The organism is Pseudomonas sp. SDO55104_S430 (assembly GCF_054070595.1).
In genome coordinates, this window is the sequence record NZ_JBSVXG010000017.1 from 41856 (window position 1) to 55098 (window position 13243).

The 13243-nt window shown below is 60.3% G+C and carries 12 protein-coding genes; 6 read left to right on the top strand and 6 right to left on the bottom strand.

Translation table 11 applies throughout. The features are described 5' to 3' along the window. Nucleotides 1-32: 32 nt before the first annotated feature. Together ACW9JE_RS05710 and ACW9JE_RS05715 are read left to right on the top strand one after the other, a co-directional pair. Complete coding sequence (locus ACW9JE_RS05710) at nt 33-1205, top strand: hypothetical protein (RefSeq protein WP_457432186.1); 1173 nt, start codon at nt 33-35, stop codon at nt 1203-1205. A 146-nt stretch (nt 1206-1351) separates the two neighbouring features. After that, nucleotides 1352-1876 carry a lysine methyltransferase gene (locus tag ACW9JE_RS05715; RefSeq protein WP_457432187.1) on the top strand — a complete coding sequence of 175 codons (525 nt, stop codon included), beginning with the start codon at nt 1352-1354 and terminating at the stop codon, nt 1874-1876. Between the two features lie 6 nt (nt 1877-1882). Here the strand turns inward: ACW9JE_RS05715 and can are convergent, their stop codons facing one another. Continuing rightward, complete coding sequence (gene can, locus ACW9JE_RS05720; protein ID WP_175377716.1) at nt 1883-2527, bottom strand: carbonate dehydratase; 645 nt, start codon at nt 2525-2527, stop codon at nt 1883-1885. A 141-nt stretch (nt 2528-2668) separates the two neighbouring features. On the opposite strand from can, the gene ACW9JE_RS05725 reads away from it, so the two are divergent. Further along, a complete protein-coding gene (locus tag ACW9JE_RS05725; protein ID WP_457432188.1) occupies nt 2669-3073 on the top strand; it encodes a serine kinase/phosphatase in 405 nt (134 codons plus the stop codon). A 90-nt stretch (nt 3074-3163) separates the two neighbouring features. Here the strand turns inward: ACW9JE_RS05725 and rimI are convergent, their stop codons facing one another. After that, nucleotides 3164-3616, bottom strand: a complete 453-nt coding sequence (rimI, locus tag ACW9JE_RS05730) for a ribosomal protein S18-alanine N-acetyltransferase (RefSeq protein WP_457432189.1) — start codon at nt 3614-3616, stop codon at nt 3164-3166. Continuing rightward, nucleotides 3609-4352, bottom strand: a complete 744-nt coding sequence (locus tag ACW9JE_RS05735) for an energy transducer TonB (protein ID WP_457432196.1) — start codon at nt 4350-4352, stop codon at nt 3609-3611. Before ACW9JE_RS05735 ends, rimI begins: the two co-directional genes overlap by 8 nt. 219 nt (nt 4353-4571) lie before the next feature. Here ACW9JE_RS05735 and mksB point away from each other — a divergent pair, with 219 nt between their 5' ends. From mksB to mksF, 3 genes are read left to right on the top strand one after another with little or no spacing between them, the layout of a single operon-like run. After that, nucleotides 4572-5867 carry an Mks condensin complex protein MksB gene (mksB, locus tag ACW9JE_RS05740; RefSeq protein WP_457432190.1) on the top strand — a complete coding sequence of 432 codons (1296 nt, stop codon included), beginning with the start codon at nt 4572-4574 and terminating at the stop codon, nt 5865-5867. Further along, nucleotides 5857-6561 carry an Mks condensin complex protein MksE gene (mksE, locus tag ACW9JE_RS05745; protein WP_457432191.1) on the top strand — a complete coding sequence of 235 codons (705 nt, stop codon included), beginning with the start codon at nt 5857-5859 and terminating at the stop codon, nt 6559-6561. Before mksB ends, mksE begins: the two co-directional genes overlap by 11 nt. After that, entirely contained in the window at nt 6558-9398 is a 2841-nt protein-coding gene (gene mksF, locus ACW9JE_RS05750; protein WP_457432192.1) for an Mks condensin complex protein MksF, read from the top strand. Before mksE ends, mksF begins: the two co-directional genes overlap by 4 nt. A 132-nt stretch (nt 9399-9530) precedes the next feature. Here the strand turns inward: mksF and ACW9JE_RS05755 are convergent, their stop codons facing one another. From ACW9JE_RS05755 to ACW9JE_RS05765, 3 genes are read right to left on the bottom strand one after another with little or no spacing between them, the layout of a single operon-like run. After that, nucleotides 9531-11834, bottom strand: a complete 2304-nt coding sequence (locus tag ACW9JE_RS05755; protein ID WP_457432193.1) for an MlaD family protein — start codon at nt 11832-11834, stop codon at nt 9531-9533. Then, nucleotides 11827-12450, bottom strand: coding sequence for a paraquat-inducible protein A (locus ACW9JE_RS05760; protein WP_224535192.1), 624 nt, complete (start codon nt 12448-12450; stop codon nt 11827-11829). Before ACW9JE_RS05760 ends, ACW9JE_RS05755 begins: the two co-directional genes overlap by 8 nt. After that, complete coding sequence (locus ACW9JE_RS05765) at nt 12437-13096, bottom strand: paraquat-inducible protein A (protein WP_457432194.1); 660 nt, start codon at nt 13094-13096, stop codon at nt 12437-12439. The genes ACW9JE_RS05760 and ACW9JE_RS05765 overlap by 14 nt, the downstream gene beginning before the upstream one ends. Nucleotides 13097-13243: the final 147 nt, after the last annotated feature.

The window sequence follows — 13243 nt, forward strand, 5'->3', positions numbered from 1 at the left end:
TGTTCAAGGGATCACGCTGAAAGGATCTGAGCATGCAAAAACTCGCAGGACTTACCCTCGCGGCTCTCACCCTGAGTGCCGCTGCTCACGCCGATGTCGGCATGAAGCTGGGCAGCACCGAACGCGTTACCCGCCTGTTTGCTTATCCCAACAATTGCAATGTCATCTGCTTTCGCAACTGGACGCTCGAGCAGACCGTCGAGCATTACCTGACCCAAAGCCTGCAACGCGATGGCTACAGCGATGCGAAGGTGCTGGTCAAAAACGATAACAACCAGCTACATGCCGAAATCACCGGCGTCCCCAAAAGCTATGAAAAGCCACTGGCAGCGCTGCTTGATGCCGGTGATCTGGCGTACAACGGCGCGAGCAAGCTCAATGCCGACGGCAAGTGGGCCTACAGCTGGTATTTCTTCCTGCCACTGGGCATGGCCCTGGAAAACCGCAGGAGTGTCGAGCTGCTGCACTTCCCGCCGGACTATTCACTGACCCAGGCCCAGGATTACCTGAAATCCGCCACCACCGATCGCTGGGCGTCCCTGCTGACGGTGAACGGCATCCCCGCCGAGCAGACGCCCGCCTTCCAGACGATCATCGATATCGCGCCGATTGCAGCGCCTTCCAATGCCGGCAAGGACCTCGAAGGTGTCTACGACTACTTCAAGGATTATCAGACCGTCATGGTCAGGAACATGAGCGTGACGGCCAGCGGGGAGCCTTTGCCGATGGTCGCCTTCGGTACGCCGGTGCGTAACTGGATCAAGCAACAGTATGGGCCGACGGTGAACGTGCTGAGCCTGGTAAACATCAGCCCGAGCGACGGGACAAAGGTGCCTGTGCTGGGCGCCAACCACCCGAGCTATATCTGGTACGCGTCTGATCCGGATAACTACACAGGCAACGATGCCAAGGCCAAGGCCGATACGGCGGGCCTGAAAGTCATGGGCCAGGATCTGAGTGTCGCCTGCTGGCAGGCCGCCATGGGCCGCCAGCCGGACAGCAATCCTGACATCGAACTCAAGAGCTGCACGCAAACCTGGCAAGTGGCCCAGAAGGAAAAGACCTGCGCGCTGTTCTACACCTCGATTCGCAACCTGACGCCAGCCCAAGCTGCAGGCAAATGCGCGACGGCAACCATTGCACCGCAGCTCAAACAGCTCAAGGCGCCAGCCCCCGCCACCACGGTCCCCGCGCCGGGGCTGTAAAACGATGAACGGCAGTCCAACTGTCATTTGTGACAGTAGACCGCCGGTTCCATCTGCGAGAGGCTTGGGGCTGAACTCATGCGCTGCAGCGCTGACAGGATCGTCAGCTGATCGAGGTCGCAGCCCCCGCCGACAAGGATCGTTAGATGAAAGCCAGTGCCCTGCGCAAATCCCTCGCGCCGCCCCCCGCGGGCGTCTATCCGTTTACCGAACTGCCCACCGACCTCGGCTTCCCCTCCCTCACCGACTTCGAGATTCTCACCAATAGCGCCGGCAAGCCGATTGCCGCAATGGCGTTGCGCGAATTTCCGCGAATCAGCCGGATTTGCCGCGTTTCCGGCCATCTGCTGCCCTATCGCAGCCGGCACACGCGGCAGATGGCGCCCGGGGTGCATGTCTACGACCCACGGTTCTGCGGATTGCTGAGGCACTCGTGCGATCCCAATGTCTATCTCGACATGAGCGAGCTGTGGTTATGGGCGCTGAAGGACATCAGGAAGGGCGATTGGCTGGCGATGGACTATGCCGCCACCGAGGACAAGTTGCTGCGACAGTTTGCCTGTCTGTGTGGCTCGTACAACTGCCGGGGCTGGATTACCGGCTATGACGAGGCGCCAAACGCCGACGGCCAGCTGTTTTTGCAAAACTGGCGTCGGCAGGGTTTGTCCTGACGCGTATTACAGCGGTTCGAAAGGACGCAGGCGGTATTGCGGCGGCAATTGCTCAGGGCCGCTGATGGTGGTGTTCAGGCTCTTCCAGCGACCGTCCTTGATGCCGTAGATGCAGCCGTGGATCGACAGCTTCTGACCACGGTGCCAAGCGTTCTGCACGATGCTGGTGTGGCCGACGTTGGCCACTTGCTGGATCACGTTGAGTTCGCACATGCGGTCGACCCGCTCTTCTTCAGTCGGCAGCTTGGCGAGTTCTTCGCGCTTTTCGTAGTACAGGTCGCGGATGGTGCGCAACCAGCCATCGATCAGGCCGAACTGACGATCCTGCATCGAGGCGCGCACACCGCCACAGCCATAGTGGCCGGTGACGAGGATGTGTTTGACCTTGAGCACGTCGACCGCGTACTGAATCACCGACAGGCAGTTCAGGTCGGTGTGCAGGACCACGTTGGCCACGTTGCGGTGCACGAACAGATCGCCCGGCAGCATGCCCACGATCTCGTTGGCCGGTACCCGCGCATCGGAACAGCCGATCCACAGGTATTCAGGCGTCTGCTGGCGAGCCAGTTTGGCGAAGAAGTCCGGATCTTCCTTGGTGATCGCGTCAGCCCAACGCTCGTTGTTATCAATCAGGTCTTGTAAGTCATGCATGCTGGGAAGCCTCAAGAATGATTTGCTGCTTTGACAGTCAACCGCCCGTCGGGGTCACCAAAGGATTGCAGGTGTTTTCGTTGGAATTCTCGTGTGCCGGGTGAGTCCACCCTAGTAAGGCCCACAGAATGAGGATTTGCCATGAATGATTCACGACGTCCTTACGACGCGGCGCAGCCGCAACCCATCGATGATAACGAAGACCGCATGGGATCGGTGCACGAACTGGACTTCGACGACGAACAGCCCAGCGCGAAAATCGGCGATGAGCTGCCCGAGCGTGAGCGCGAGCAATTGATGCCTGGCTCAAGGGTGCGTGAAGCGGGCATGACCGGCGCTTCGACCGATGATCATCAGCCGACCGACGACGATTTGAGCCCGGAAACCCTGATTCGCGAAGACGGCGCCCGGGATGCTCGGGAAATCGGTCGGGGCAATGAGTCCGGTTGGGATTTGAGCATCGTCGATGAAGACCAGATTGGCGGTGGCGGCGGGCTGGATGAGGCGGAGCTGGCGCGGCGCGATCCGCTCGACGGCAAGCGCTGATCAACGTCTGATAAATCGCAATCGCGAGCAGGCTCGCTCCCACATTGAATTGCGAACTCCTGTGGGAGCGAGCCTGCTCGCGAGATTTTCTCAGTCGACCAAAGTGCAGGCCATGACCACCGCATCTTCGCGCCCACCCACCGCCGGGTAGTAGTCCCGACGCCGGCCGATCTCATTGAATCCATAACGCTCATACAGCTTGAAAGCCGCCGTATTGCTGTCACGCACCTCCAGGAAACACTCCCGGGCTTCAGCCTTATAGGCAATCGACATCAGATGCTCCAGCAACGTCAAACCCAGGCCGCGGCCCTGGTTTTCTGGTTTGACAGTGATGTTCAGCAGATGCGCTTCATCAAGAATGACCTGCACCACACCGTGCCCGACCTGCTGCTGCCCTTCGAACATCAGCCAGATCTGGTACTTGCCCAGGCCATCGAGAAAAATGCCGCGGGTCCAGGGATGGCTGTAGGCCGCGTATTCAACCTTCAGTACAGCGTCCAGATCCGCCTCGGTCATGGGGCGGAACGATACAGATTCACTCATTCGATTCTTTCCAGCGCGCCATCAGCCGACGCATGGCTTGCCAGACATCCGCCTTGCGCCGTGGCTCTTCCATTAATAACTCCAGGCCCGGCAAGGCCCAGACCGAACCCAGGCCTTCGACCTGAAGTTCGCGGTTGTAGGATTCGGCATCCGCCTCGCCGGCAAAACGCACCGCGGGCAGGCCGATCAGCCAGAGGCAGACGCACGGCGCATCTTCGAGTCGTGCCGAGAGAAAACCCTGGACGAAGTCGCGAGCCGCTTCCGGCCCCTGATCCATCGAACCACGCACCAGCAGCGGCCAGCGCACGGGCTCGCCGACAATCTGCGGGCTGTCCGGCAGGCCGGCGGCACGCAGCATGTCCTTGAGCAGCAAGTAGGCAGGATCGCGGGATTGGAACGCTTCGCCTGTGGGTAACTCCACCAGCAGCAGGCAGCGCCCTGCGCGCAGCAATTGCAGGGCGAATCGCGGAGGCGGTATGACGGGGGCCTTGGCGACAGGTGCCTCTTCGGGCTCCTCCACCGGCTTGGCCGCCGCGCGCGGGCTTGCGGTCGAAGGCCGTGGCACTTCGATTTTCACCCGTTCAGCCGGTTTGGTCACTGGAGCGGCAGCCACTTCAGCCACGGCAGCCGGCGCCACAGGCTCGACCACAACCGGCTCGAGCGGCTCCAGCAATTCGGGCCGCGACGGTGCAGCGAAGGGCAATTCGGTGCGCGGCAGCCAATTGACCACCTGCATGGCGCTCAGATAGGCGCGGCGACGGGACTCGATAAGCAAAGGTCGGCCACTTGTGGATAACTAAAGTGCACCGATTCTACAGCCCTTCGCTCAAGATCGCCCGCAGTTGATCGATAGACTTCACCAACGGAAAAGATGTTGTCCGTCCCGAGAGTGAATCGCATCGGCTGCGATGCAGTACAATCGCGGCTTTTATTCGCCAACCAGCCGGCCATTCCGATGATCGAACCCAAGCGCGTCTTGCGCGCCCTCGCTGAACACTGGGCCCTGCTTGAGCCACTGTGCGAGCACTTCGACCAAGGCACCCTGAGCCTCAACGAACTGCGTTCACAGTTGGCCGCCCAGCAACTCGACAGCACGCCGCAGGACATCACCAATCTGCTCGACGTGTGGATTCGCCTCGACATTCTGGTTCCCGTGGCGAAAAGCCCGAACCGATTCGAGCTCAACGCGCAGATTCACGACTTCCTTGCCTACCTGCGCCGGGAACACCGGCTGGGCCTGTGCCTGGAGATCGAAGCCTACTTGCGCCATCTTGAGCGCCTGGCCGGTTATATCCAGGACGCCTTCGACATTCGCGATGGCAACGACCTTGCCCGTCAATTGCGCCTGCTGGACATGCGCGTTCGCGATGTATTGAAGAAGCTGGCCAACGACGAGCAGGCCCTGGTGGCCGTAGCCGAGCGGGCCAAGACCAGCGACCGGCAGATCCCGCTGCGTCAGCGTTATGCCGAAGTACTGGCGACCTGGGACGAATACGTCGAGCCGATGATCCAGTTGGTGAACGCCGACGGCGCCTTCGAACAGGGCGTGCGCAAAGTCGAAAACGTCCTGTTGAAGATGCTCACCGAACAGCAGCGCCTCGGCCATCTGGTCGACGACGACATGCTGCTGCGCACCCACGCGCGCATCCTCGAAATGCAGACCAGCGCGCAACTGACCCTGCGTCATGCCCGCGAGCTGCTGCTGCCGCTGCGCGAAGAAGCGCGCCGGCACAACGCCGTGACCCGTGGTGCGGCGTTGGCGCTGTCGATGATCCGCCGCAAGGGCATCGATGCTGTACCGCAAGCGGCCATGCCGATGTTCACCCGGCCGCAAAGCACCTTTCTCGGCAGCGCCAGTCAGGTCGAAGCCTACGTCTACGCCCTGGCCCGTTTCGAACCGAAACCGGCGCGCTTCCCCAAGGCCCACAAGATCCACAAGGGCGGCGATGCCCCGCGCGCACCACGCACGGTCCGCGAGATGCTCGACCGTTGCGCAGACGCCCTGCCGATGCCGGACCTGATGACCTGGCTGCTGGAGCAGGAGCCGGACGGCGCCACCGACGAATTGCTGTACTGGTTCTCGCGTCTGTCCCGGGAAAAACGCTTCAAGCGCGAACGCCTGGAACGCCGCGAATACTTTACACACGAGCACCAGGTCAGCCTGCGCTCCTTCGCCCTGCTCTCGGCCGGCACAGATACCGCCGAGAATTCTGCGAGCCCCCTCTCTGCAGGTACGCCCCATGCATCTTGATCTATCCGAACTGTCCCATCTGGCGCCGATCTTTCGCGAGCTGTTCAAGGGCTACCACGTCAGCCGCCGCGATCCGGAGCTGTACGCCCAGCTGTCGAACTTTCAGGACCAATACCGCACGCTGTTCAAGGCCCTGGGTTTCGAGTTGGTGTGCGATACCCGCGGTTTCTACTATTTCGTGCCGGAACTCGCCGCTGCAGCGGTGAACAAGACCGCCCAGCGCCTGGCGCTGTTCACCTTCATTCTGGTCGAGCACCTGGCTGACCAAGGTCGCGACCCGATCTCCGTACTCGACGGCGGCAGCCTCGGTCGCGATGAATTGCCATCGTTGCTGGAAAAATACCGCGACCTGTTTATCCAGGCCGAAGTGCAGACCCAGGATGAACTGGAAGAAAAAATCATGCGCCGCATGACCCAGCTCGGGTTTGCCAGTGAAGAGAACGGTGTCTACCGCTTCCTGCCGCCGATGCACCGTTTCCTCGATGTCTGCCTCTCGGTTCAACAAGATCGCGACCTGGCGGCCAGCCTGCACAGCGTATTGCCGCTGCCGACGCCGGTGCTGGTCGACGAAGACAGCGACGAAAAGCTGCTGCAGACCGACGACCCGCTGGATCTGGCGGAGTTTGATGAAGATGAAAGCGAAGAAGACGCCCTGGCCCGCGCCATCGCCGAAGAACAGGAGCTCGACGCATGAGCAAGGAACGCTACGGCATCCGCCGCTTTGCCCTATTGAACACTGCCGGCTACAGTCTCGGCCTGTTTCCGCTGGAAGAACCGCTGTCGGTCTACGGCGCAAACAACCTCGGCAAATCCGCTTCGATCAACGCCCTGCAATTCCCGATTCTGGCGCGCATGTCGGACATGAGCTTCGGCAAGTACAGCCTGGAGCAGTCCCGGCGCTTCTACTTCGCCTCCGACACCAGCTACATTCTGGTGGAAGTCTCTCTGCCCCACGGCCCGCACGTGATCGGCGTGGTCGGTCGCGGCCCGGGCGGTGGCTTCGGTCACCAGTTCTTCGCCTATGCCGGCAAACTGGACCTGGCCCACTACCAGAAAAACGACACCTGCCTGCGCCAGAAAGAACTGTTCACCAACCTCGAGCGCGAAGGCCTGAAAGCCTACGAACTCAAGCCGGATGAACTGCGTCGCCTGCTGGTCGGCGGTCACACCTCGATCCCGCTGGACCTGACGCTGATCCCGCTGCGCTCCACCAGCGAGCAGAGCCTGAAGACTTTCCGCGCCCTGTTCATCAACCTGCTGCACATGCGCGAAATCACCGCGGCCAAGCTCAAGCAACTGTTCCTCGATGCCTTCGAGCACAGCCTGCGTTCCGGCAGCGTGGACTACATCGCCGCGTGCGAAGAAGCCTTCCGCGATGTAAGACGCATGGAGCAGGACTACAACTCGCTGGTCGCCGCAGGACCTTTGGTCGAAGCACTGGCCAACGGCGTGAAACAACGCGACGTGCTGCGCGGCAAGCTGCATCGCCTGTCGCCGCTGCTCGACTCGCTGCTCGGCACCTGGTCGGACTACGCCAGCGCGCGCAAGGAAGAGCTGACCATCCAGGCCGAACACTACCGTCGCGAGCAGGACGACCTGCAAAACGACCAGCGTGGCGGCACTCAGGAGCTGATGCGTCTGGAGCGGGAAATCACCGGCATCCAGCGCTGGCTCGGCGAGTTGTCCGTGCTCAAGCACCGCTTTGCCCTGGTCGACGACGTCAAGGTGCTGGAGCAGCAACTGCTTGCGGCCAAGGACGCCCACGATGAGCTGGCCGGTGCTTTGGCCCAGTCCCGTCAGTTCAGCGCCGAAGATCTGGAAGAGCGTCTGCGCGACCTGGAAAAACGCCTGAAGTCGGTCAAGCAGCAACTCGATCACGCCGACAACAACAGCTATGCCCGTCTGCGCGAAGAGTTCTCCCAGCAGGATGTCGAGCGCCTGATGCGCCTGTTCAACAGCGCACTGTTCAGCCTGCCGCTGGGCGAACACGGGATTGCGCTGGACGAGAACGGCGACTGGGTCAAATCCGTGGAGCTGATCCTCGACGGTTTCAAGGGCGAGCGCTTTGAAGTCCCGGGCCTGTCCATCGATCTGTCGCACATCGAACCGCCGGCGCTGCAAGCCCTGGCCGACCGTGCGGCGTTGCGCGACCAGAAAGAGCGCCTGGAAAAAGAGCTCAAGCAACTCAAGACCCAGCAAGCCGTGGCCGCCGACCGTGCCGCGAGCAAAACCCAGACCGAAGCGCTGTACCAACAGGTATTGGATGCGCAGAAAGCTCTGGAAGATTTCCGTCGTACACAGACCCTGAGCGCCGAGGAAGGCGAGAAACTCGAGCAACTGGCGCAGATGGAAGCCGCCCAGGAACAGCTCAAGCGCTCCAGCGATGCCTTCACCGAACGCGTCCAGCAACTGTCGGCCAAACTGCAACTGGTCGGCCGGCAGATCGCCGACATGGAGGCCAAGCAACGCACTCTCGACGATGCGCTGCGCCGTCGCCAACTGCTGCCGGCAGACCTGCCGTTCGGCACGCCGTTCATGGATCCGGTCGACGATTCCATGGACAACCTGCTGCCGCTGCTCAACGACTATCAGGACAGCTGGCAGGGCCTGTTGCGCGCCGATGGCCAGATCGAAGCGCTGTACGCTCAAGTGCGCCTCAAGGGCGTGGCCAAGTTCGACAGCGAAGACGATATGGAGCGTCGCCTGCAACTGCTGATCAACGCTTACGCGCACCGCACCGACGAAGCCCTGACCCTGGGCAAGGCCCGTCGTGCCGCCGTGACCGACATCGCGCGGACCCTGCGCAACATCCGCAGCGACTACGATAGCCTCGAACACCAACTGGCGCTGTTCAACCGCGAGATCAACAAGCGTCAGGTCTCCAACCTGCAGAGCTTCCGCATCGTCCTGGCGCCGAACAAGGAAGCGCTCAAGCACATCGACCAGATCATCCACAGCGCCGGCCAGTACGAAGAAGGCGAGACGCTGTCGGTGTTCGACCTGAGCCAGAGCGCGGAGCAGGACAACAAGAACGAAGAGGCCAAGGAATACCTGGCACGGCTGGTGGCGGCCAACCACAACCAGCTCGGTCTGAAGGACTTGTTCGAACTGGCGTTCGAGATCACCAAGGTCAACGGTCAGCCGGTTATCCACACCGACATCGACGGCGCCGCCTCCAACGGCACCACCATGACCATCAAGGCGCTGACCAACATGTACCTGTTGCTGCACCTGATGGACCGCGACCTGGCCGGCCGCGTGCGCCTGCCGTACTACCTCGACGAAGCCGCGGACATCGACGAACGCAACCAGGCTGCGCTGCTGGAAACCAGTCTGCAGCTGGGCTTCGTGCCGATTTTGGCGAGTGTGAAGCCGCAGGTCTGCGCCAGTGTCGCCATCGACCTTGAAGGCGGCAGCGGCCCGGCGGGTATCTACATCGACGAGGCGGACTGGAAGTACATTCGTCGTCGTGATCAGGTGAAGGCGACGGTCAACGTCGAAGCCGATGAGCCGGAGTTGGATGAAGTTTGATCGGTTTTAGCTGATGCAAACAGAAAGGCCGCGATCCTCATGGATCGCGGCCTTTTTGTTTCGAGTGACACAAAAACCCTGTGGGAGCGAACCTGCTCGCGATGGAGCCCTTGCAGACACCATCACCTCCCGCTATTTACCCAGAGGAATCTTCGGCGCCCAAGTCAGCCATTCCTCTTCAAACTTGTCGAACAACGCAAATGTCTGCTCCGGCCGCGCTGCGACGCCCATGCGGTCACCATCCGGAGTGGCAAACGCAACGCCACCCTGAATCATGGTTTCCAGCGATTCGGTACGCACCGTCGCGCCCTTGAACAGCCCGACATCAAAGTCGAAACCGCTGGTGTTCCAGAAGCGGGTACCACTGCGCACCAACGGCGCGTACTTCGGCTCGATCAGAATGTGGATCAAGACGCGGTCCGCAGTCTGGCCCAGTTCGTAACCTGTTACCTTGCCCACGGTAATTTCGCGATAGGTGACCGGCACTCCGGGTTTCAACGAGCCACGCCGGGCAGCGCTCAATACCAGGCTTAATCCTGCTTCCTGCTTGGCGGTTTCCGGAGCGGCGGGCAGCGCGACGAAATTCTTCTGCGGGCCAAGGTTTTTCGCGGCCGGCTGCACTTCGATGTACTGCCCGGTGACCAGGGTTTCAAGGTTTGAGGTTTTGATCAGGCCCAGTTCCGGTTTGACCACCCAGAACTCACTGCCAACCCGCGCAATGCGCTCAGGCACCTCGGTGATACGTGCGGTCAGCAGCACCGATTGCAGATCATCGCTGAGATCGACGTTCTCGATCTTGCCGACATCCAGCCCTTTGAAGCGAACCGGGGTCCCGGCGCGCAAGCCATCGGCGCGATCGACTTTGATCGTGATGAGCGCGCCTTTCTGATTGGCCTCTTCACGGTTGGCGAACAGACGGAAGCGCGGGATCCGCTTTTTCAGCGGCACCTTGGCCTCAGGCGTTTCAAAGGCGATACCGCCGGCCATCAGGCTTTGCAACGACTCGCTTTTGACTTGAATTCCGCCAGTAAGACCACCGGTGAGCGTCACACCGCTGGCATTCCAGAACCGTGTCGAGCCGTTGACCAGATCCTCGTATTCCTTTTCGATGTGAACACCGATCACCAACTGATTTTTCTTGCGCGAGAATTGATAGCTCTGAACCGAGCCCACCTTGACCTGCTTGTAAAGGACCGGGCTGCCGACTTCCAGGGAACCCAGGTTTTCGGTGAACAACACCAGGTGCAGGCCCGGCGAACGAAGATCCAGCGGCGGCGCCTTGGGCCGCGCGACGAATTCGCGTTGCGGGGCGCTACCTTTATCACCGGGTCGTACGGCGATGTAGTTGCCTTTGACCAACGCTTCGAGGCCGGTGATACCCGCCAGGGAAATCGACGGTTTGACCACCCAGAATTGAGTACCGTCCACCAGGTAATCTTCGGCGAGCGGATCAAGGGTCAGCTCTGCGCTGGCACCGGAAAGATCCGGATCGACCTTGAGTGCCTTGAGCGTGCCCACCTGGATGCCCTTGTACATCACCGGTGTGCGCCCGGCCTGCAGGCCTTCGAAATCGCTGAGTTTGACCTTGACCTTGATCCCGGCCGCAGCGGCGTCAAAGTCTTCGTAAAGACGGAACGGCAGACTTGGATCGGTGGGCGGGCTGTCCTTGCGATTTTCCGGCGTGGCGAAGGCAATGCCTCCGGCGACGATACTGGCCAGGGACTCACTACGGACTTTCACCCCCGACAGATTGGCATCGATGCTGATGCCGCTGGCGTTCCAGAAGCGTGTATGTTTGCGCACCAACTTGGCGTAAGTCGGCTCGATGAACACCTTGAGTTCGACGGTACTCTGGTCCTCGGACAGCAGGTAGCTTTTGACCTGGCCAACCTTGATCTGCTTGTAGAACACTGGGCTGCCGCGGTTCAGCGAGCCCAGGCGATCGGCTTTGATTGTGAGGTGCAGACCGGGTTGAGCATCGGAAAGAGGTGGCTCTTCAGCCAGTGCCTTGAACTTGCGGGTGGGCTCGCCTTCGCCCGGGCTGATCGCTACGTAGTTGCCAGAAACCAGGGTTTCCAGCCCCGTGATACCGGCCAGACTCACGCTCGGCTTGACCAGCCAGAAACGCGTGCTGGTGCGCAGGTACTGTTCCACGTCCTTGTTCATCTCGACGGTTGCGATCACACCTTTGGTGCTGCCTTCATCATCGAGCTTGAGGGTCTTTACCTTACCGACCGACATGCCTTTGTAGACCACTTCGGTCTTGTTGGCCTGAATGCCTTCACCGCTTTCGAAGCGCACCTGGATCTCGATGCCGGTCTCGTTATAGGCACGCCAGCCGAGCCAACCGCCGATGATCAAGGCGATCAGGGGCAATACCCAAATGGCGGACCAGTTCGAGGCCGGTCGGGTTTTAGCTACGGGCAAATCAGTCATGGTCGGCGTCCGACTCCGTGTTATCCCAAATCAGTCGGGGATCGAAAGTTACTGCAGCAAGCATTGTCAAAATCACCACACTGGCGAAGGCGATGGCCCCCAGGTCGGCTTCGACACTGGCAAACCGTCCAAAATTCACGACCGCCACCAGAATGGCGATCACAAAGATATCGAGCATCGACCAGCGACCGATGAACTCGATGAAGCGGTACATCCAGATACGCTGCCGGGCCGAGAGCGGCTGGTGGCGCTGAACCGAATACAACAACAGCGCGATGCCCACCAGTTTGAAGGTGGGCACCAGGATACTGGCGATGAATACTACGGCAGCGATAGGAATCATGCCGTGCTGAACCAGCTGGATCACACCGGACATGATGGTACTGGGATCACCTTTGCCCAGTGAGCGCACGGTCATGATCGGCAGCACATTGGCCGGGATGTAGAGAATTGCCGCAGTAATCAGCAATGCCCAGGTGCGCGTCAGACTATTCGGGCGTCGAGCGTGGACCTGCGCACCGCAGCGAGTGCAGAGTTGCTCATCAGTATCAGCTTCCTGCCTGTTCAATTCGTGACATTCGGTACAGATCAGAATGCCTGCATCAATCGCCCGCATGGGCATCCTCTCCTGATAAAGCCTGCCAGATCTGGTGAGGCGACATCACGACCTCCAGCCAGACCTGAACCAGTAACAAACCGATGAAACATGCCAATCCGAGGCCTATGGTCATGGCTGCCATATCTGCCAGTTTCACGATCGCCACCAGCACGCCCATCAGGTAGACCTCAAGCATCCCCCAGTCTCGCAAATGGTGGTAGATGCGATAGAGCAGCAAGCCGTAACTGCGACCGATGTTGAAACGGATGCTCAGCAGAACAGCCAGCTGGCAGAGCAACTTGAGCAACGGGATTGCCATGCTGCACAGGAACACAACCACGGAAACGCCGCGCATTTCCGAGTTGAAGAGGCCGACAACGCCGCTCCATACCGTGTCTTGTGACGACTGTCCGAGTAGATTGAGCTGCATGATGGGTAAAAAGTTCGCGGGGATGTACAGCAGAAGCGCTGCAATCACCAGGGCGAGACTGCGCTGCACGACGTTATATCGATGGGCGTAGAGCTCATAGCCGCAACGCGGGCACATGGCTTTTTCGCCATGAGCGAGCTTGGGCTTGCGCATCAGCAAGTCGCACTCATGACACGCCACCAAATCGTCCAGCGGTAATTCTGACAGCCCGGAGGCGTCACCCGGATCTGGCATAAAGGCTCTGGCTCCGAAAAAGTTGGATCTATTCTAGTGTCCTGAACCAAAAATAACCGCCCAAATTTGCACGGGAGTGCATCGTGCTTTCACGCGCGCAAAAACAAAACCCCAACTGCTTTCGCAATTGGGGTTTCGGAATTTAAT